A 19,412-nucleotide genomic window follows, 5' to 3' on the forward strand; every position below is an offset into this window, starting at 1 on the left:
CTGTCTTTCTAATTAACCGGAGACGTCGACGACGCCGCAATCGCCGGTTTCTGAGGCGAAGGCAAGCAGCTTGCCGGACTTGCTCCAGCTCATCGAGGTGATCGCACCCTTGCCGGGGCGGCGCAGAAGCGCTTCCTTGGCATCGCCCAAGCGGACCGCGAGGATCATGCCGTCGATGAAGCCGATGGCGAGGATATCCTCGGCGGGATGGAACTTGACCGAGGTCGCCATGATATTGGCGCGCGAGCCGAGTTCGAGCGGCGCCTTGCCCATCGGTCCATCCTTGCCCTGGAAGGGCCAGACGATTGCTGCCGGGGCGCCCGAAGAGGCGAGCCACTTGCCCTTGTTGGACCAGGAGAGCGATTTCACCTTGGCGGGATAGCCGGTCATGCGCATGTGTCTGGCTTCGGCGCCCGGTTTGGTGTCCAGCTTCCAGCCGTGCAGGGCGTTTTCCTGCATGGTCGTCACGATGAACTGGCCGTCCGGCGAGAAGGTGACGCTCGTATGGGCGCCTTTCCATTCGAGGTTGATGGGCTGGGCGCTCATGCCGACCCAATGCAGCGACACGCCGTTATAGCGGGCGACGGCGATCCGCAGGCCCTTGGGCGCGAAGCCGATGCCTTCGACCGTGCGCTCCTCGACAAACTCCTTCGTCGTGCCGTCGGCAAGACGCACGAAGGTGCTCTTGCCATAGGAATAGGCGACGGCGCCCTGCGGACCGGCGGCAAGCTGGCTGATCCATTTGCGGGGTGCTTCGGCAAGCGTCGTCGCGCTGCCGTCGGCTGCAATCCGCAGCACCTTGCCGTCCTCGCCGCCCGAAATCAGGCTCTCGCTATAGGGGTCGCGGATGCAGGTCAGCATTCCCTTGTGGGCTTCGGTGATCTTCTCGCCGCCTTCGAGGCGATGAACGGCGCCGGCGGCGCTGGCGAAGAAGGGGGTATCACCTAAAAATTCGACGGCCAGAACATGGCCGTCGATATCAAGCGGAGCAACAGTCGGCATCAGGCAGACGCCTCGCACGCCTTGAAGCTTGCTTCCAGCTTTTCGCGGTCCAGTTCGCGGCCGATGAATACAAGGCGGCTCTCATGCTTTTCGCCGTCCTTCCAGGGGCGCTGATGATCGCCTTCGATGATCATGTGAACACCTTGAACGACGTAGCGCTCTGGATCGTCCTTGAAGGCGATGATGCCCTTGAGGCGCAGGATATTCGGCCCTTGGGTCTGCGTGACCTTCTGGATCCAGGGGAAGAAGCGCTCGGCATTCATCTCGCCGCCACGCAGCGAAACCGACTGAACGGTGACGTCATGGATTGGCGACGGCGCATGATGATGGTGGTCGTGACCGTGATGATCGTGGTCATGGTGGTGATGATCATGATCGTGGTCATGATGATGGTGGTGGTGATCGTGATCATGGTCGTGATGATGATGATCGCAATCCGGACCGCAGACATGATCCTCGTGGCCATGCTCGAGGAAGTGCGGATCGTTTTCGAGGGCACGTTCCAGATTGAAGGCGCCCTGGTTCAGCACGCGAGCGAGATCGACACCGGAACGGGTGGTCTTGTAGATGCGCGCAGCCGGGTTGATGGCGCGGACGACGTCCTCGATCTGGGCCAGTTCTTCCGGCGAGACGAGATCGGTCTTGTTGATGACGACGACATCGGCAAAGGCGATCTGGTCTTCGGCTTCACGGCTGTCCTTGAGGCGCAGCGGCAGATGCTTGGCGTCGACGAGCGCGACCACGGCGTCAAGTTCGGTCTTGGCGCGGACATCGTCATCCATGAAGAAGGTCTGGGCGACGGGAACCGGATCGGCCAAGCCGGTGGTTTCGACGATGATGCCGTCAAAGCGGCCGGGGCGGCGCATCAGGCCTTCGACGACGCGGATCAGGTCGCCGCGAACGGTGCAGCAGACGCAACCGTTGTTCATTTCGTAGATTTCTTCGTCCGACTCGACGATCAGGTCGTTGTCGATGCCGATCTCGCCGAATTCGTTGACGATGACGGCGTATTTCTTGCCGTGGTTTTCAGAGAGAATGCGATTGAGCAGCGTCGTTTTGCCGGCGCCGAGGTAGCCGGTGAGAACGGTGACGGGAGTGGGCTTTTGCGTGGCTGTTTCGGTCATGGGAGCCTCGAAATAAGGAAGGTTGCCCCGGGGAGCGGACAAGTTTCGCGTTTCATATAAGGAGTTGGCGACGCCAGTTCAAAGGCTTTTATATGTTATAAGATCACATTGGTTTGCAGCTGGCCAAAACGATCGATGGTCAGTCAAGGGTCGCCGGATCGTATTTGTCGACATCTTCGAGGAGCTCGACGAGGCCTTTGACCGAATGCGCGATCAGTTTCTCGCCCTTTTCCGCCGTTGCAGCGCTCGCATTGCCGGCGACGCCTTGCGCGCTGAGATCCGACATCTTCCAGCCGAAGGCATGCGGGCCATAGGCGCGCAGATGCCTGAAACTCTTGATGAAGTCGGATTGGCGCGAGGGGAAATGTGCCGCCTTCGACATGTCCACCTTGTCGGGATGAAGAGCGAGCATGACCGATGTCTCGATATCGCCGCCGTGAATGTCGATGGCCTTGTCGTCGGGCGCGATCACCCCGTCCGGCACGCCAAATCGGGTCCAGCTGGTCGCGACGGCCAGCATGTTGAAGCGCACGCGCGCCTCCGTGGCGACGATGGTCATGAGCGGCGAGTTGCCGCCGTGGGCGTTGAGCATCACGAATTTGCGGATGCCGAGCCCATTCAACCTTTCGGCAATGCCGAGCCAGCGATGAACAGCCTCGTCGAAAGCCAGGGTTTTCGAGCCGGCGATATCGATATGCTCGATGGAGTAGCCGACCGGCTCCGCCGCGAGAAACGTGACCGGGAGGTTCGCAGGCAAAGCAACCTTGAGGCGTGAAACGATTCCCTCGGCGATCAGCGTATCGGTTTCGAACGGCAAATGCGGACCGTGTTGCTCATAGGCGCCAAGTGGCAGCACCACAATCCATTCTTTGCGGTCGTTAGTCGTCAATGTTTCATCATTGTCATCGAAACATGGCAAAGGATGCGCCATCTGAGGGTGTGCCTCTTGTTTATGTCAATAACCTGCGCAATGTCATAGCGTGATGGCGCATCGGCGAAAAGGTCAACGGAATCACGATGGGTAAGAAGAACAAGGTCGGGAAGAAAAGTAAGTCAGGTAAGAAGAAGGATCACCGTGACTACACGCTTGCCGATCTGTCGCCGGCATTGACCCAGGCGGCCCGATCGATGCGCACGGTGATGACCCGCAGCCTGACGGCGAGCGGCCTGTATGCCGGGCAGGATGGTGTCATTCTCGCCCTGGCGGCAACCGACGGCCTTCCCGCCGGTTCTCTGGCGCAGAAGCTCGGCGTCAAGGCGCCGACGATGACCCGCACGATCGGACGCATGGAAGCCCAGGGCTTCGTCGAGCGCCGTCCGGATGCGGAAGATGCCCGCCTGACCAAGGTTTATCTCACCGAGGCGGGACGCAACAGCGTCAGCGAAATCGAAAGTTCGGCCGCCAGTTGCGATGAATTGGCGACGCGCGGCTTCTCCGAAAAAGACATTCGTTCGCTCGTGCGCTTGCTCAAGACGATCGAGAGCAATCTGCAGGCCGGCGATGACGAAGAGGATGATGAGGAAATCTGAGATTCCTCAAAGAATTCGTGTTGCGCGACGTGATTAAAGCTTTTAATTAAATATTTTAAATTCCGGATTCATAACACGAACGGAATATGTTTACGGCTGCGTTTCACGGGGAGGGTGCGCGTGGCGCAAAAGATTAAGCTTTCGACTATTGCGGAAACGCTCGGTATTTCAACGGCAACCGTATCTCTGGCCTTACGCGACAGCCCGCTCGTCGCGATCAATACGCGCGAGAAGATCAAGGATCAGGCGCGCGCGCTGGGTTATATCTACAATCGCCGCGCCGCCAGTTTGAGAACATCGCGGTCGGGCATCATCGGTGTCGTCGTGCACGACATCATGAACCCCTTCTACGGGGAAATTCTGAAGGCGATCGAGAGCGAACTCGACCGCAGCCGCCATACCTTCATTCTTTCCAATCACTACGATTCGGTCGAGAAGCAGAGAACCTTCATCGAGACGCTGCTGCAACTTGGCGGTGACGGCGTGATTATGTCGCCGGCGATCGGAACGCCGCCGGAGGATTTCGAACTCGCGGAAGAAAACGGCATGCCGGCCATCCTTGTGGCGCGACAGATCGAGGCTCTGGATCTGCCAACGTTTCGAGGCGACGACAGCTACGGCATCTCGCTGGCCACCAACCACCTCATCAGCCTTGGGCACCGCACCATTGCGATGATCGGCGGCACGGACCAGACGTCGACCGGTCGCGATCGTTATCAGGGCTATGTCAACGCGCTGCGCAAGGCGGGGATCGAGGTCGATCCCGAATTGCGCATTCCCGGTGCACGCTCCAAGCAGGGTGGCTTTGAGGCGGCGGTGCATTTCCTGTCGTTGCCGCAGAAGCCGACGGCCGCCGTTTGCTGGAACGATCTGGTCGCCATCGGTCTGATGAACGGCATTTCCCGCGCCGGGCTCGTGCCAGGGCGCGACATTTCGGTCACCGGCTATGACGATCTGGAAGAGGCGGCGATCGCGACGCCGGCGCTAACCACGGTCTGGAACGGTCAGGCCGAGGTTGGAAGGCTTGCAGCGCGCGCGCTTTTGGATAGGCTGGCGGGAAGCCATGAGCCGGATGGTATTCATCTTATCAAGCCGGAAATGCGCATCCGCCAATCGACGGCGCCGTACAAGGCGCGCCTGTAGTCACGCCGAACCTTATCTCAAGAGGAAAGATCTATGTCCGACAACCGCATTGCAGTCCTCGTTCCGGGGAAGATACATCCGCGTGTTCTGGAAAGGCTCGAAAAGCAGTTCGATGTCGTTTCCCTCGATCGCGATGGCGGCCCGAAGGTCGATGCGGAGACTGCGGCGCGCATCCGCGGCGTTGCCGTTGCGGGCGGTTTCAATACCGAATGGATCGATGCGTTCCCTCATCTGGAAGTGATTGCGAATTTCGGTGTCGGCTATGACGGCATCGACGTGAAACATGCCGCTTCCAAAGGCATTGTCGTCACCAACACGCCGGATGTTCTGAACGATGAGGTCGCGGATACGGCGATTGCGTTGCTGCTGAATACGTTGCGGCAGTTTCCGAAGGCGGAAAGCTGGCTGCGCGACGGACGCTGGGCCAAGGATGGCTCGTTTCCGCTCTCGCCGTTTTCAATGAAGGGCCGTCGAGTCGGCATCTATGGTCTCGGCCGCATCGGCCTTGAGATCGCAAGGCGTCTGGAGCCGTTCAAGGTCAAGATCGGATACCACACACGCTCTCCCCGCGATTCCCTGCCTTACGATTACTATCCGACGCTCAAGGAGATGGCGCAGTCGGTGGACACGCTGATTTCCATCGTGCCGAAAACGGCCGAGACCCACAAAGTCATCAATGCGGAAATCCTGTCGGCGCTCGGACCGAAGGGAGTTTTCATCAATGTCGGTCGTGGCTGGTCCGTCGATGACGATGCCTTGATCGCCGCGCTTGGCAATGGCACGCTGGGAGCTGCCGGCCTGGACGTCTTCTATGACGAGCCCAATGTCCCGGCGGGCTACCTTTCGCTGCCCAACGTTTCGTTGCTGCCGCACGTCGCATCCGCATCGATGCCGACGCGCGACGCGATGGCCGATCTCGTCTCCGACAATATCATCGAGTGGTTCGCCAAGGGCCGTCCGGTGACGCCCGTGCCGGAAACGCCGGTGAAGCCGCGCGGCTGAGCAACGGTCATTGGCCGGCGGATCTTCTACGGAAAAGCACCGATAGCCTATTGAGCGGCCTCGAGCCGCTCTTTTCCGGACGCATAATCACGCACGGCTTCGCCGAAAGCGACGAACAGCTTGCGTGACGGCGAATCCGTTTCTGCCCAGTATTCCGGATGCCATTGCACGCCGACGGCAAAAGCTTTTGCGCCGATCACGGAAACGGCCTCGATCGTCCCGTCCTCGGCCAATGCCTCCACCTGCAGCCTCGGTGCGGTATCGGCGATCGCCTGGCGGTGCAGCGAGTTGACGCGCACCTCTCCCGGGCCGACGACGCGGGCGATACAGGAACCTTCCTTGACGAAGACGCTCTGGCGGATCGAATACATCGTGTCGCGATCGACATTGGCCGGCTTGCGGTGATCCCATATGCCCGGCTGGTCCTGGATTTCACTGGCGAGCGTTCCTCCAAGCGCAACATTGAGTTCCTGAATGCCACGGCAGATGGCGAGCATCGGGATGGCGCGGTCGATGGCGCGACGGATGAGCGGCAGGGAGGTCGCGTCGCGCGCCGGATCGAAGGGACCGTCGCTGTCGCGCGCGTCCTTACCGTAGAGAGACGGGTGAACGTTGGAGGCCGAGCCGGAAACGAGCAATCCGTCGACACGGTCGAGGATGGCATCGGCATCGTTGTCTTCTTCGAGTGCCGGCACGATCAACGCCAACAGCCCCGCGGCCTTCACGGCGGCGCGGACATATTGCAGCTGCACCGCATGCCAGCTCGTGCCGTCGAACTCGCGGACGTCGGCGGGGATTGCGATGATCGGTCTGGACATTCGAGGCTCCGGAAGGTGCAAAACTGCTGGTCGCTGGGATCCCTGGATGACGAAGATGTCAATCCGAGGGCGATTTGTGCCTACCCTCAATCTACGCGAATCGGGCCCATCCGGCAACGCGGAGTGGTTTCACACCGGGGTTTGTTTCCGCTCGTCACGCGGATGTACAGGAATCGCCATAATGCGATGCAAGAGCAAACTTGAAAGACCGTGTGCGGCGTGGTTAGCTCCATCGCTAGCGCCAGTGGGGAAGCGCGCCGCTTCCCAGCAAAGCCGTCCTTGTGGGAGAATTCGATGGATCGCCGTTCCTTTATCAGGCGGGCAGGGGCCGTTGGCGCGGGTGCTGCCGCTTCCGCGCTTGCAAGCCCGGCTCTTGCGCAGGAATCGCCGAAGATTACCTGGAAGATGACCTCGTCTTTCCCGAAGAGCCTGGATACGATCTATGGCGGCGCTGAGGATATAGCCTCACGCGTCTCGGACGCAACGAACGGCAATTTTGTCATCCAGACCTACGAGGCAGGCGAAATCGTGCCGGCCGCTCAGGCCGCCGATGCCGTCAGCGCCGGTACGGTTGATGCCGCGCACACCTGTTCCTATTATTTTTCGGACAAGGATCCCACTTACGCCATCGGCACGACGCTGCCCTTCGGCCTGAATGCCCGGCTGAGCAATGCCTGGTTCTACCAGGGTAACGGCAACAAGCTGATGAATGAGTTCTATGCCACGCAGGGCATATTCGGCCTGCCTGCCGGCAATACCGGCGCGCAGATGGGCGGCTGGTTCCGCAAGGAAATCAATACGCTCGACGATCTTAAGGGCGTAAAGATGCGCATCGCCGGGCTTGCCGGGACGGTGATCGAGAAGATTGGCGTGGTGCCGCAGCAGGATGTCGCTGCGAACGGGGTCTATGATGCGCTGGACAAGGGTGTGGTCGACGCGGTCGAATGGGTCGGCCCTTATGACGACCTGAAGCTCGGTCTGCAGAAGATCGCCAAATATTATTATTATCCGGGCTGGTGGGAGGGCGGCGCCGTGGTGCATGCCTTCTTCAATCTGGACAAGTGGAATGCGCTGCCGAAGAATTATCAGACGATCCTCAGCGACGCCTGCGCTTTCGCCAATACCAACATGCTGGCGAAGTACGACGTGAAAAATCCTCAGGCGCTGAAGGATATCAGCCAACAGGGCGTGACACTGAGGCCGTTCAGTCAGGAAATCATGGAGGCGTGTTTTCAGGCGGCCGGCAAACTCTATACGGACCTGTCCAAATCCAATGATTACTTCAAGCGCATCTACGAAGATCAGGTTGCCTACAAGAAGGACGCCTACCTGTGGATGCAGCTCTCCGAGTATACATTTGATACGTTCATGATGATTCAGCAACGAGCCGGGAAGCTCTGAAACAGTACTTATAAGATTTTCCTGATGTTTGGTTGCGTTGGTTAGCGGGCTGGATACTATATTGCTGGTAGAATTGACTTGCAGTCATTGCACGAATACGATGCGTTTTGCGACCTAAATTCGACGTAAGTCACCGACATAATTGGAAAATCTGTCGGGATGCGTGCTAATTGAGCAATCAATTTTTAAAACGTTTACACTAGGGTCTCCGCCGCATCAGGGGAACTCTGAATGAAGCCTCCAAGCCCGGACACGGTACCGACAGATGTTTATCTGTCGTTCGTCAGTTCGCTTTTCGGAAACCGTAAAACGCTTTTTACGGGTGTGGCTGTTCATATCCTGACGTATGTCATCGTTTTTCTGAGCACGCGCGCGAATATCTATCTCGCCCTCTGTCTGGCTTTCGCCGTCGTCTTTGCCCTGAGAATGTATTCATTCCGGCTTTTCGACATGGCGGACAAGCACGGGTTCAACCGCGCGGACATCGCTCATTGGGAGACACGCTATGTGATCGGTGCGGCGGCAACCGCCTCGATCCTCGGCATCGGTAGCGGTTACGCCATCCTCATGGTGCAGGATCCGCTGGCGGAGTTCATCTGCATCGCGGTAACGATGGCATCCATGGTGTCCATCGTCGGTCGTAACTACGGTTCCCAGAAGGCGATCGATCTGCAGACACTCGCCTGCTGCCTGCCGATCATCATCGCCTGCCTGATGTCGCAGCAGCTCTATAAGGCCGTTGTCTCCATCATGCTGATCCCGTTCGGGCTGACGACGCGTGCGATGGCGAATGGCGTGCGCGAATTTCTCTATAAAAACGTCATCGCATCACGCGAAATCTCGCAGATCGCGGATCGATTCGACACTGCGCTCAACAATATGACGCATGGCCTGTTCATGCTCGATGCGAACAACCGCATCCTCGTGGTCAACCGCAAGGCTTGCGAACTGCTGAATTTTTCGCATCAGGAGCAGCTCAAGGATTGCGAATTCGACGTCGTGTTGCGCTATGGCGCGCGCAACGCTTTCATCGATGGTTCGCTGCCGGGGCTTATTCAGCGGCAGATGGCGCAGCTTGTCAGCGGCACGCTTTCTCGCACACTGATTCAGTTCAACGAGGATCAGTTTCTGGAGTTTTCCGCCAGCCGCCGCGCCGATGGCGTCGTCATCCTGATTTTCGAAGATGTGACCGTGCGTATCCGCGCCGAGCGCAAGATCCTTCATATGGTGCGCTACGATCCGCTCACCGGCTTGCCGAACCGCGAATACTTCGTCGAGCTGGTCAAGGAGAAGCTTGCAGCCCGCACGCGCGAAAGCCAGATCGGAATTCTGGTGCTCGATGTCGATGATTTCAAGCACGTCAACGATACCAAGGGCCATGTCACCGGGGATCGGTTGCTCGTGGCGATCGCCGATAGGCTGAAGGAAGCTGCTGGAACCACCGCGCTCGCCGCACGTCTTGTCGGCGATCAGTTCGTGCTGTTTTTCCCGAATGACGGCCATGAGCCGGATATCAACGACCGTATACGCGCGCTGCATGCGGCGATGGCCGGTTTGTACGAGGTTGATGGTAACAGCTTCAGAATCTCGTTCAGCGCCGGTTACGTCACCATGTCGAGCCGCGAGTTCCGCCCGGAAGAGTGGCAGATCAAGGTCGATCTCTCGCTCTTCGATACGAAGTCGCGCATGAAGGGCGGCTGCAGCGCCTTCGAGCAGGAAATGGACGCGCGCTATGTCGAGCGCCAGAAACTGAAGGATGACCTGCGCGAGGCGGTCGAAGCCGGCAATCTGCAGGCCGTCTACCAGCCGATGTTCACACCAGACGGAGCGCGCATCGATTGCTGCGAGGCGCTCGCACGCTGGATTCATCCGGAAAAAGGATCCATTCCGCCCAATATCTTCGTCCAGATTGCCGAAGAGATGGGCATCGTCAGTGGCATTACCCGCTTCATGATCAACCAGGCTTGCCGCGATTGCGCGGCGTGGCCCGCGTCGGTTGCCGTTTCGGTCAATCTGTCTGCGCAGGATCTGCGCAGCGCCGATATCGTCAAGGTCGTCATGGATGCGCTGGAGGCTTCGGGCCTGGAGCCGTCGCGGCTCCATCTGGAAGTCACCGAAAGCTGCCTGATGGATGAAGTGGCGACGGTGCGCTCCATTCTTGCCGATTTGCGCACCAAGGGCATCACGATCGCGATCGACGATTTCGGCACCGGCTTTTCCAGCCTCAGCTATCTCGATACGTTGCCGGTCGATGTCGTCAAGATCGATCGCTCGTTCGTGCGGGACATCACGACGGACAGCCGTCGTTTCAAGCTGCTGTGCGGCATCGTCGATCTCTCGCGGGCGCTCAGCCTGCACATCGTGATCGAAGGCGTCGAGACGCTCGAGCAGCTCGCGCTTGTCGTGGAAAAGAACCTGGCCGACATTATACAGGGCTATGTTTTCTCCGCTCCCGTATCCCGGGAGCAGGTCGTCGGCATGATCGACAATCTAAACCGCCGGCAGGCGGGACTGCGGCAGGACCACGTCGCCTGACAGCCGCCGGCTTTAGAGCGGTTCAGCTTTTCACGGAATCCCCGAACCGCTCTATCTCTTTGTTCTCGCGCAATTCCGGACGGAAAACCGCTGCGCACTTTTCCTGGAATGGCTCTAGCCGCGCCTCACAAAACGTCTTCAAATTCATCAATTGATTTGGATAAGCCGCCGCGTTGAGCGGATGGCGGTGCTGTCTCGTCTGCGTTCAGCCGGCAAGATTGCCGGAGCCGCGTTTACGTCTTCTCGGAGACCAAGTGTTGAGCACTTTCGAAACTTCAAAAATTATACCGGTATTCGCTAGAAAAATTAACCTTAGTGAACGATTAGTTAACAAAAAGCAAAACAAAGATTGATCGGCACTTTCGTTAATACCATTAGTGTTCCGTTGAAATTAACGGAACGTTAACCATGAATCATGTGGGTGCTTTGAAAAACAGCTTTGCCGGCAAGCTGATGGAGGTGCTCGATCACGTAGAATATCGCCGGATCGAGAGCAGCGAGGACATGGAGGATGTCGCGCGGCTACGCTACAAGGCCTACAAGGCGCGCTCCGTGCTGCCCGTGGCGGCCAAGAACCTTATCGATGACATCGACTTCGACAGGCAGGCCTATGTCTTTGGGGTCTATTATTATGAAGAGCTGGTCAGCACGGTGCGGATACACCATGTGACGCCGGACCATCGGGTGTGCCAGTCGACAGGTATCTTTCCGGATGAGATTCACGCCTTTCTCGATGCCGGCATGACATTGATCGACCCGGCGCGCTTTGCGGTTGATCCGGATCTCGAGCTGGAATTGCCGGCCTTGCCTTATCTCACGCTGCGACCGGCGATCGTCGGTGCGATCTATTTCAATACGGATCGGGTGATGCAGCATATTCGTCCGGCCCATGCCGCTTTCTACAAGCGGGTCTTTTATGCCGACGTCGTGGTGCCGCCGCGCATGACCAAGACCTATGGCTTCGAGTTGACGCTATTGGCGTCCCGCTCGAAAGAAATCCGCGGCAAGCTGATGGAGCGCTATCCGTTCTTCGATTCCGAGCCATACGAACGGCGCATGATGTTTGCCCGCGGCGAACAGACCGGTTCGGCTCCGTTGACCATTTTGCCGACCGCAAGGCTGGCCAGCGGTGGTCGGCGCGAGATTCGCGGGGAGTTCGGCTAGGTTGCGCGCCGGTGCGACCTTGTCGTGCATTGCATTTTTCCTCGCTTTGTGTAACCCCTCGGTAGAGGAAGTTTGGCTGCGGCATATCCGGATCGGATGCCGCGGCTTTTGAGGACGAACTCCCGCCGCTGGTCTGCCAAAAGATCATCGGGGGAGAGGAGAGAGGGGAGAATTTTCATGGCCGAACACAATACCGGACCGATCGAAACCGGCGCTTCCATGGATTATAAGGAGCACGAGAAGACCTATAACGGCTTTCTCCTGGTCTCGCGGGTCGGATCGGCTATTATCGCTGCACTTCTCATCGGGATGGCGGCTGGCTTTTTCGGTCATGCCGGTCTCTTCGGCGGCTTCATCATTTTCGTGGTCCTGGCTTTCATTGGCGCTTTTCTCGTCCGCTGAACCACGTCGGGCTTTCCGCCCGCGCCTTTCCTGAAATTCCGGCCTGATTTCGCAGGTGATGGCGCTGCCGTATCCTGCGGAGCTGCCGTTTGATGCGAGGTGTTGTCATTGGGCAATCTGGTTTTCGTCGCCAAGGAAAGCGCGGGGGAAGAGACGCGCGTCGCGGCATCTGCCGAAAGCGTGAAGAAGATGAGAAGTTTCGGCTTCGATGTCGTCATCGAAGCTGGCGCTGGAACAGCATCGCGCATTCCGGATGCGGAATATGAAGCGCTGGGTGCCCGTATAGGGACGGTCAAGGATGCGAAAGCAGCCGATGTCGTCCTCAAGGTCAGGCGGCCGACCACCAAGGAAATCTCCGGCTACAAAAGCGGCGCCATCGTCATTGCCATCATGGATCCCTATGGCAACGAGGCGGCTCTTGCCGAAATGGCGCGTGCCGGTTTGACGAGCTTTGCCATGGAGCTGATGCCGCGCATCACGCGGGCTCAATCCATGGACGTGCTGTCGTCGCAGGCGAACCTGGCGGGTTATCAGGCCGTCATCGAGGCCGCCGCCGTCTATGATCGCGCCTTGCCGATGATGATGACTGCGGCGGGCACGGTGCCGGCCGCAAAGGTCTTCGTCATGGGGGCGGGCGTTGCCGGCTTGCAGGCGATCGCAACGGCAAGACGCCTGGGTGCGCTGGTGTCGGCAACCGATGTGCGCCCCGCCGCCAAGGAGCAGGTCGCCTCGCTCGGGGCCAAGTTCATTGCCGTCGAAGACGAAGAATTCAAGGCCGCCGAAACTGCCGGTGGCTATGCCAAGGAAATGTCCAGAGAGTATCAGGCCAAGCAGGCCGCGCTCGTTGCCGATCACATCGCCAAGCAGGACATCATCATCACCACCGCGCTGATACCAGGGCGTCCCGCACCAAGGCTTGTCGTCCGCGACATGCTGAAGGCGATGCGCCCCGGCGCCGTTGCCGTGGATCTCGCCGTCGAGCGTGGCGGCAATATCGAGGGGGCGGAGTACGGTAGGATTGCCGATGTCGAAGGCGTGCGGGTGATCGGATATCCGAACATGGCCGGCCGCATCGCGGCCAGCGCGTCTGCTCTCTATGCGAAGAACCTCGTCACCTTCCTGGAAACGATGGTCGACAAGGACAGCAAGAGCCTCGGCCTCAATCGTGCCGACGAGCTGATCAAGGCGACGATGCTGACCGATGGCGGCGAAGTCGTGCACCCGAATTTCGTCGACCCCGATCAGCCGACGGTCAGCAAGGGAGATCTGTAAGATGGCCAGTCAAGCAATGGACCAGGCACTCCAGCAACTGAACGATGCCGTGACCGCCGTCCGCACCGCTGCCGCACAGGCTCCGGAGGCCGTCAGCGCGGCGACGGGCGGAGCGGTCGATCCCTTTGTTTTCCAGCTGGCAATCTTCGTGCTCGCCATTTTCGTCGGCTATTATGTCGTCTGGTCAGTGACGCCGGCCCTGCACACGCCGCTGATGGCGGTGACGAACGCCATTTCCTCCGTCATCGTCGTCGGCGCGTTGCTCGCGGTTGGAATTTCGGCAAGCGGCCTCGCCACGGGCTTCGGCTTCGTGGCGTTGGTGCTCGTTTCGGTCAATATCGTCGGCGGTTTCCTTGTCACCCAGCGAATGCTGGCGATGTACAAGAAGAAAGACAAGTGAGGGCGGCATGCTGAGCAATATCGCGGCTTTCCTCTATCTCGTTTCCGGTGTGCTGTTCATTCTGGCGCTGCGCGGCCTGTCGCATCCGGCAACAAGCCGGCGCGGCAATCTCTACGGCATGGTGGGGATGGCCATTGCCATTGTCACCACGCTGGTGCTGGCAACGCCGTCCTTCGCCGGCTTTGTGCTGATCGTTCTCGGTCTGGCCATCGGCGGCGGGGCGGGCGCTTACATCGCGCGCGTCATTCCGATGACATCAATGCCGCAACTCGTGGCGGGATTCCATTCGCTCGTCGGTCTTGCAGCCGTGCTTGTGGCCGCCTCGGCGCTCTATACGCCATCGTCTTTCGGCATCGGCGATATCGGCCATATCCATACCGAAGCCCGCATTGAAATGGCGATCGGCGTTGCCATCGGCGCGTTGACGTTTACCGGCTCGATCATCGCCTTCCTGAAGCTCGATGGGCGCATGTCCGGCAAGCCGATCATGCTGCCGAACCGTCACGTCATCAATGCCGCCCTGCTCGTTCTGATCGTGCTCTTCATCATCAACCTTGCCGTGAGCGAAAGCCATTTCGCCTTCTGGGCCGTCGTCGCGCTCTCGCTGGCGCTCGGCGTGCTGTTGATCGTGCCGATCGGCGGCGCCGACATGCCGGTCGTCGTGTCGATGCTGAATTCCTATTCCGGTTGGGCTGCCGCCGGCATCGGGTTCACGCTCGGCAATCTCGCGCTGATCATTACCGGCGCGCTTGTGGGTTCTTCGGGCGCGATCCTGTCCTACATCATGTGCAAGGGCATGAACCGGTCCTTCATTTCCGTCATCCTCGGCGGTTTCGGCGGCGAGACGACAGGTGGCGCTGCTGACAATTCCGACAAGACGGTCAAGCTCGGCTCGGCCGAGGATGCCGCCTATCTGATGGCGAATGCGTCCAAGGTTATCATCGTGCCGGGCTACGGCATGGCGGTGGCGCAGGCTCAGCATGCGCTGCGCGAAATGGCGGACAGGCTGAAGGCACATGGTGTCGAGGTAAAATACGCCATCCATCCCGTCGCCGGCCGCATGCCCGGTCACATGAACGTGCTGCTGGCGGAAGCCAACGTGCCGTATGACGAGGTCTTCGAGCTCGAGGATATCAATTCGGAGTTTGCGCAAGCCGATGTCGCTTATGTCATCGGCGCCAACGACGTCACCAATCCGGCGGCGCGCGATGACAAGACATCGCCGATCTACGGCATGCCGATCCTCGATGTCGACAAGGCCAAGACCTGCCTCTTCGTCAAGCGTTCGCTCGGCTCCGGCTACGCGGGCATCGACAACACGCTGTTCTACAAGGACGGAACGATGATGCTGCTGGGCGACGCCAAGAAGGTGACCGAGGAAATCGTCAAGGCGATGAACGAGTGAGCATGCTTCTAACCAATCGATGAGAGCGACGCCGGCGCCTATGTGCGCTCGCGCTCCATGATGTTGCGCGGCGCGACCAACATCCAGACAAGGCCGCCCGGGCGGAAGTCGATCTCGACATTGCCGCTGAAGGAAGCGGCGGCGTGAGCCTTGGTCACGGTCGTGCCGAACCCGGTTACCGTGGGCGGCTTGACCGGTGGACCGCCGCTTTCCGTCCAGGTGAAGCGGATCATCGTTCCGGCCTCGCTGGCTTCATTTTTCCATTCGATGACGATTTTGCCTTCGGGTGCCGAAAGGGCGCCGTATTTCACCGAGTTTGTCGCCAGTTCATGCAGGACAAGCCCCAGGTTTTGAACGGCTTCCGGCTTCAGCAAGAAATCGGTGCCGACAACGTCGAGGTGTTGTGGCGCCTGCAGGAAGGTGGCCAGATGGATGTCGATTACCCGGCGCAGCGAAACGCCCGACCATTGTTCGCTCGTCAAGACTTCGATCGATCGCGCCAGCCCCTCGAGGCGGTCGGCGACGGCGCGCTGGAATGTGTCCACACTGTCGGTTTGCCGCGCAAGCTGCCGGGTCATCGCCTGTGCGAGCGCCAGCAGGTTCTTGGTGCGGTGAACCAGCTCGTGCATGACGAAATGCAGCCGGTCTTCCGTGACGCTGCGATCGAACGAGGCATTGGAAAGAGCGACGGCGACCTGATTGGCTTCGATGACGCTGGTGTCGATCGGTGCGACGATCTCGCCCCGACCCATGCGGTCAGCCATGCCGGCAATGTCCTGTATCGTGGTGCGCACCTGCCGTGCCAGGGCATAGACGGCAATCAGAGCGATCATCAGCAGCGTGACGCCGCCATAGATCAGGAAGCGCCAGGTACTCATCAGGGATGCTTGCGCTGACGCGACCGGCCCCCACACGACGGCTTTCCATGACCATCCGGAGATTTGTGCATAGCCAAGCAGCGAGTGCGGCAGGATCTTTTCATCCTGATAAACGCCGCTCGAGGCGATCAGTTTCGAGAGGATCTCTTTGTCGAACGGGTCGCCGGGCACATGCCTGGTCGGTCCGCCGGCAGCGATCACATGGCCTGATTTGTCGAGTATGGCGGCAGACCAGCCCGGCGGGAGCGCCTGCGTCGTGACAAGCTTGGCAAGCTCGTCCGCATCCTGTGTGATTGCGAGCGCCGCCCCGGCCGAAGAATGATCCAGCGGCAGGGTGACGTTATAAACCCATCGATGCGTGTTCGCGCCACGGAAGACATCGGACGCTTCTATACGCCCGGAATCGAGTGCCGATTGAAGTGCTGTGGGATTGCCGGTCTTGCCGAGCGGCTGACCGAGCGGCCAACGCGTGTTGAGGCGCAGCGTGCCATCCTTGTTCATCAACAGGACGAAGAGCGAATCCGTTCGCAGCACCGTTTCCGTGCGGGCGAAGAAGGTGGCGATATCGTTGTGCTCGAGTTCCGGTGATGACGACAGGAGACGCAGCGTCGTCGCCATGTCCTGCAGCTGCCGGTCGATAACGCGGGCCAGAGCCTGGGCGTCCTGCACCGTGTCGCCCTTCAAGGCATCGCGTTCGTTGTCCTCGAGCTGCACGAGAAGCAACGCGACGAAGGCAAGAATAGGCAACGCAATCGCCAAGGCGATGGCGATGAGATAGGCCCCAATCGACGCTTTCGGGAAATGCGGCTTCCTCATGGTGCGATCAACCGATCGTAGCTCCATGACGAGCGGATGCGCTGGCAAACGCGAAAACATTGGTTCTGGTCATCATGCCAAGCGCCCCCTTGCTTAGATCCAAGCTGCTTACCCTCTAAGCGCCCATGTTAGGGCTCGGTAAATTGCCTTGCAACATCAGAAAAGTCACTACTCATGAAATCATTAGCGATCCCGTATGCTTACGACTGCCGTCATGCATCCTCAGAGTTGCGATATTCCCTTTTATCTGGTGGTGCCCGCGAAGCGTGACAGGCGGAAGGGTGCCAGGTCCGGGGAAGTATCGCCGTCGACAATCTCCTGCGCGGCCAGCAAACCGACCAGCGGTGCCAGGGTGACTCCTGAATGGAGGACCGCGATATAAAGACCGGGCGCCTGATCCGCGTGACCGATGACGGGCATCCCGTCCTCCGGCGTCGGGCGATAGCCGATGGTGTAAAAATCGAGTTCCAGCGCTTCGCCAGCCTTCAGGGCCGCTTTGACTTTTGCGAAGAGTTCATCGGCGGCTTTCTGTGGATTGTCGCCTGGGTCTTTGCCGCCGAAGTCGCCGCCGGCAATGATGCGTCCATCCGCCGTCTGCCGCATATGCAGGCCCGGCGCCATCACCAAACCGTTCAGGAGTTTCGGTGCCGGGCGGGAGTGGACGATGAGGCCTGGCGGCGGTGGCAGTTCGAGGGGAACATCGATACCGGCGGTGGCGGCTAGATCTGGTGTCGCGGTGCCGGCGGCCAGTACGACGTAATCGGCGCGTGTCATCCCGTCACTGGTTTCGACGCCGACGACCTTCCCGTTTTCTGTCAGCAGGCGGCGAACCTCCAGACCGGACAGCACCGTCGCGCCAAGGCGCTGCGCATCCTTCAACAACAGCTCGGCTGCAGCGACAGGTTCGACCGCCCCTTCCTCGGCAATGTGCAGGGCATAATCCGGCGGAAAGGCGAGATTGGGTTCGGTCATGATGCTCGTGGCGCGATTGACCGGCTGCAGGCCATAGCCCCAACCGTGATGCTGCGCGGCATAGGCATCGAGCTCCGTTTCCGAAAGATCCCAGCACAATCCGCCGCACCAGGCGAGCGGCAAATCCGGCAACTCTGCCGCCAATCTCGACCATTCGCGCATGGAGCGATGTCTGAGGCGGAAATAGAATTCCGGATTGCCCCAGCTTGCGTTGATCCAGGCGAAAGAATTCGGTGTTGCCTCGCCGCCGATCTTTTGCGCGATCACCATCACCGACGCGCCTTTGTGCTGAAGATGCCAAGCGATGGACGCGCCGATGATGCCGGCGCCAATGACGATGATTTTCTGCGGGGAGGGCATGTGGCTGTCTCGTTTGCTTGGGGGAATGGCAAGACTAAATCATGTCGCGCTGAAAATGTTCAGCGGTTTGGCGATGACGATATGCGTAAAGTCAAAAACTGGAAGTGCAGGAAGCCAATCCTTTATATCGCGACGCACCTAGGCGCTCGACCATGCAAATAAAAGCCGCCGGACAGGGGGCTGCCGGCGGCGGGACGTCACATCAATATGCTGGCGCTATGAGGAGCCGGCGCCTACGCGAGCCAGGCCGTCTCTGGCCGGCTGGTAGTTTGGATCGAGATTGACGGCGTGCTGATAGGAGCGACGGGCTTTCACCTTGTCACCCTTGCGCTCGTACACGAACGCCTGGTTCGCCCAGGATTCGGCGACCTTGTTGTTCAGGTCGATCGCGTGGTTGAAATCGGCAAAAGCGTTGTCGTCGTCGTTCTGCGCGAGATAGGAGATGCCGCGGCTGTTGTACGGCTCCGGCGAGTTCGGCGACAGCGAGATTGCCTTCGAGAAGTCGTCGATCGCCTTGTCCTGCTGATTGCGCTTCTGGAAGATCACGCCACGGCCGTTATAGGCGCGGCCGTCCGTTGTGCCGAGGCTGATCGCCTTGGAATAATCGTTGAAAGCATCGTTGTCGCGGCCGGCCTGGCGGTAGAGATTACCACGGCCGATATAGGCGACGTCGTAGCTGCCGTTGATCTGCAATGCTGCATTGTAGTCCGCGATGGCTTCAGGCAGCTTGCCCATGTTGCGGTAGATAAGCGCGCGGTTGGCATAGGCCTGGTAAAACTTCGGATTAAGCTGAATGGCCTGATTGAAGTCGCCGAGCGCACGGTTGAAGTCACCGCCGCGACCATAGGCCGTGCCGCGAACGTTGTAGCCTTCCGGATCCTGCGGATTGGAATTGATGACCGAGGTCAGCGAGGCGATATTTTCCGAAGACCCTTGCGCCTTGTCGATCTGGATCACGTTATCGGTGGAAGCAGTCTGGCAGCTGGAAAGGCTGATTGCGGCAAGCATCGCCAAAGCAGGCAGCACCGCAGCGCGCTTCGAAACGAATAAGGACAGGTTCGAAGTGCGGAACTTTACGGAAGTCGTCATTGCCATTATCGGGTCGCTTTCCCCATGCGTCATATCAGGCTGTTCTGATTTAATCCGATTTGCCCAGAGAATAAATCAAAAAAGGCGGCGGCGAACGAC

At 59.4% G+C, this 19,412-nt stretch carries 17 protein-coding genes; 10 read left to right on the top strand and 7 right to left on the bottom strand.

Annotated elements, in window-relative coordinates:
* Positions 1-12 precede the first annotated feature (12 nt).
* From HGP17_RS22300 to HGP17_RS22310, 3 genes are all read right to left on the bottom strand, one after another.
* On the bottom strand, positions 13-1,002 hold the full coding sequence (locus HGP17_RS22300; protein ID WP_168812647.1) for a WD40 repeat domain-containing protein: 990 nt from the start codon (positions 1,000-1,002) through the stop codon (positions 13-15).
* Positions 1,002-2,126, bottom strand: a complete 1,125-nt coding sequence (locus HGP17_RS22305) for a GTP-binding protein (RefSeq protein WP_168812648.1) — start codon at positions 2,124-2,126, stop codon at positions 1,002-1,004. The genes HGP17_RS22300 and HGP17_RS22305 overlap by 1 nt, the downstream gene beginning before the upstream one ends.
* Positions 2,127-2,265: 139 nt before the next feature.
* On the bottom strand, positions 2,266-3,057 hold the full coding sequence (locus HGP17_RS22310; protein ID WP_168812649.1) for a creatininase family protein: 792 nt from the start codon (positions 3,055-3,057) through the stop codon (positions 2,266-2,268).
* Positions 3,058-3,143: 86 nt separating this feature from the next.
* Between HGP17_RS22310 and HGP17_RS22315 the strand changes: the two genes are divergently transcribed.
* The 3 genes from HGP17_RS22315 (at position 3,144) to HGP17_RS22325 (ending at position 5,801) form a co-directional block, all read left to right on the top strand.
* Positions 3,144-3,656, top strand: a complete 513-nt coding sequence (locus tag HGP17_RS22315) for a MarR family winged helix-turn-helix transcriptional regulator (protein ID WP_168812650.1) — start codon at positions 3,144-3,146, stop codon at positions 3,654-3,656.
* A 120-nt stretch (positions 3,657-3,776) separates the two neighbouring features.
* Positions 3,777-4,799 (top strand): LacI family DNA-binding transcriptional regulator, encoded by a 1,023-nt coding sequence (locus HGP17_RS22320; RefSeq protein WP_168812651.1) that lies wholly within the window; start codon positions 3,777-3,779, stop codon positions 4,797-4,799.
* Positions 4,800-4,832: 33 nt separating this feature from the next.
* Positions 4,833-5,801 carry a 2-hydroxyacid dehydrogenase gene (locus tag HGP17_RS22325; RefSeq protein ID WP_168812652.1) on the top strand — a complete coding sequence of 323 codons (969 nt, stop codon included), beginning with the start codon at positions 4,833-4,835 and terminating at the stop codon, positions 5,799-5,801.
* Between the two features lie 47 nt (positions 5,802-5,848).
* Here the strand turns inward: HGP17_RS22325 and HGP17_RS22330 are convergent, their stop codons facing one another.
* Positions 5,849-6,619 carry a gamma-glutamyl-gamma-aminobutyrate hydrolase family protein gene (locus HGP17_RS22330; protein ID WP_168812653.1) on the bottom strand — a complete coding sequence of 257 codons (771 nt, stop codon included), beginning with the start codon at positions 6,617-6,619 and terminating at the stop codon, positions 5,849-5,851.
* 294 nt (positions 6,620-6,913) lie between these two features.
* On the opposite strand from HGP17_RS22330, the gene HGP17_RS22335 reads away from it, so the two are divergent.
* From HGP17_RS22335 to HGP17_RS22365, 7 genes are all read left to right on the top strand, one after another.
* On the top strand, positions 6,914-8,020 hold the full coding sequence (locus HGP17_RS22335) for a TRAP transporter substrate-binding protein (RefSeq protein WP_168812654.1): 1,107 nt from the start codon (positions 6,914-6,916) through the stop codon (positions 8,018-8,020).
* A 231-nt stretch (positions 8,021-8,251) separates the two neighbouring features.
* Positions 8,252-10,555, top strand: coding sequence for an EAL domain-containing protein (locus HGP17_RS22340; RefSeq protein WP_168812655.1), 2,304 nt, complete (start codon positions 8,252-8,254; stop codon positions 10,553-10,555).
* Positions 10,556-10,963: 408 nt separating this feature from the next.
* The gene (locus tag HGP17_RS22345) at positions 10,964-11,719 is read left to right on the top strand and encodes a hypothetical protein (RefSeq protein ID WP_168812656.1); all 756 of its coding nucleotides are present in this window, start codon (positions 10,964-10,966) and stop codon (positions 11,717-11,719) included.
* Positions 11,720-11,896: 177 nt separating this feature from the next.
* The gene (locus HGP17_RS22350) at positions 11,897-12,121 is read left to right on the top strand and encodes an aa3-type cytochrome c oxidase subunit IV (protein ID WP_168812657.1); all 225 of its coding nucleotides are present in this window, start codon (positions 11,897-11,899) and stop codon (positions 12,119-12,121) included.
* A 108-nt stretch (positions 12,122-12,229) separates the two neighbouring features.
* The gene (locus HGP17_RS22355; protein WP_168812658.1) at positions 12,230-13,393 is read left to right on the top strand and encodes a Re/Si-specific NAD(P)(+) transhydrogenase subunit alpha; all 1,164 of its coding nucleotides are present in this window, start codon (positions 12,230-12,232) and stop codon (positions 13,391-13,393) included.
* Position 13,394: 1 nt separating this feature from the next.
* Positions 13,395-13,793: an NAD(P) transhydrogenase subunit alpha gene (locus tag HGP17_RS22360; RefSeq protein ID WP_168812659.1), complete on the top strand. Its 399-nt coding sequence runs from the start codon at positions 13,395-13,397 to the stop codon at positions 13,791-13,793.
* 10 nt (positions 13,794-13,803) lie between these two features.
* A complete protein-coding gene (locus HGP17_RS22365; RefSeq protein ID WP_168812885.1) occupies positions 13,804-15,198 on the top strand; it encodes an NAD(P)(+) transhydrogenase (Re/Si-specific) subunit beta in 1,395 nt (464 codons plus the stop codon).
* Between the two features lie 38 nt (positions 15,199-15,236).
* Here HGP17_RS22365 and HGP17_RS22370 read toward each other — a convergent pair whose 3' ends face one another.
* From HGP17_RS22370 to HGP17_RS22380, 3 genes are all read right to left on the bottom strand, one after another.
* Positions 15,237-16,892 (bottom strand): sensor histidine kinase, encoded by a 1,656-nt coding sequence (locus HGP17_RS22370; RefSeq protein WP_168812660.1) that lies wholly within the window; start codon positions 16,890-16,892, stop codon positions 15,237-15,239.
* A gap of 243 nt (positions 16,893-17,135) precedes the next feature.
* On the bottom strand, positions 17,136-18,224 hold the full coding sequence (locus HGP17_RS22375) for an FAD-binding oxidoreductase (RefSeq protein WP_168812661.1): 1,089 nt from the start codon (positions 18,222-18,224) through the stop codon (positions 17,136-17,138).
* A gap of 216 nt (positions 18,225-18,440) precedes the next feature.
* Entirely contained in the window at positions 18,441-19,319 is an 879-nt protein-coding gene (locus HGP17_RS22380; protein WP_168812662.1) for a tetratricopeptide repeat protein, read from the bottom strand.
* Positions 19,320-19,412 lie beyond the last annotated feature (93 nt).

Origin of the sequence: Rhizobium sp. P38BS-XIX (assembly GCF_012641435.1) — a bacterium.
Taxonomy (GTDB): Bacteria; Pseudomonadota; Alphaproteobacteria; order Rhizobiales; family Rhizobiaceae; genus Rhizobium.

Bases quoted from the DNA above. Each gene is read 5' to 3' on its own strand.
- HGP17_RS22300 (WP_168812647.1), bottom strand. From the start codon at position 1,002: ATGCCGACTGTTGCTCCGCTTGATATCGACGGCCATGTTCTGGCCGTC.
- HGP17_RS22305 (WP_168812648.1), bottom strand. From the start codon at position 2,126: ATGACCGAAACAGCCACGCAAAAGCCCACTCCCGTCACCGTTCTCACC.
- HGP17_RS22310 (WP_168812649.1), bottom strand. From the start codon at position 3,057: ATGGCGCATCCTTTGCCATGTTTCGATGACAATGATGAAACATTGACG.
- HGP17_RS22315 (WP_168812650.1), top strand. From the start codon at position 3,144: ATGGGTAAGAAGAACAAGGTCGGGAAGAAAAGTAAGTCAGGTAAGAAG.
- HGP17_RS22325 (WP_168812652.1), top strand. From the start codon at position 4,833: ATGTCCGACAACCGCATTGCAGTCCTCGTTCCGGGGAAGATACATCCG.
- HGP17_RS22330 (WP_168812653.1), bottom strand. From the start codon at position 6,619: ATGTCCAGACCGATCATCGCAATCCCCGCCGACGTCCGCGAGTTCGAC.
- HGP17_RS22335 (WP_168812654.1), top strand. From the start codon at position 6,914: ATGGATCGCCGTTCCTTTATCAGGCGGGCAGGGGCCGTTGGCGCGGGT.
- HGP17_RS22340 (WP_168812655.1), top strand. From the start codon at position 8,252: ATGAAGCCTCCAAGCCCGGACACGGTACCGACAGATGTTTATCTGTCG.
- HGP17_RS22345 (WP_168812656.1), top strand. From the start codon at position 10,964: ATGAATCATGTGGGTGCTTTGAAAAACAGCTTTGCCGGCAAGCTGATG.
- HGP17_RS22350 (WP_168812657.1), top strand. From the start codon at position 11,897: ATGGCCGAACACAATACCGGACCGATCGAAACCGGCGCTTCCATGGAT.
- HGP17_RS22360 (WP_168812659.1), top strand. From the start codon at position 13,395: ATGGCCAGTCAAGCAATGGACCAGGCACTCCAGCAACTGAACGATGCC.
- HGP17_RS22370 (WP_168812660.1), bottom strand. From the start codon at position 16,892: ATGAGGAAGCCGCATTTCCCGAAAGCGTCGATTGGGGCCTATCTCATC.
- HGP17_RS22375 (WP_168812661.1), bottom strand. From the start codon at position 18,224: ATGCCCTCCCCGCAGAAAATCATCGTCATTGGCGCCGGCATCATCGGC.
- HGP17_RS22380 (WP_168812662.1), bottom strand. From the start codon at position 19,319: ATGGCAATGACGACTTCCGTAAAGTTCCGCACTTCGAACCTGTCCTTA.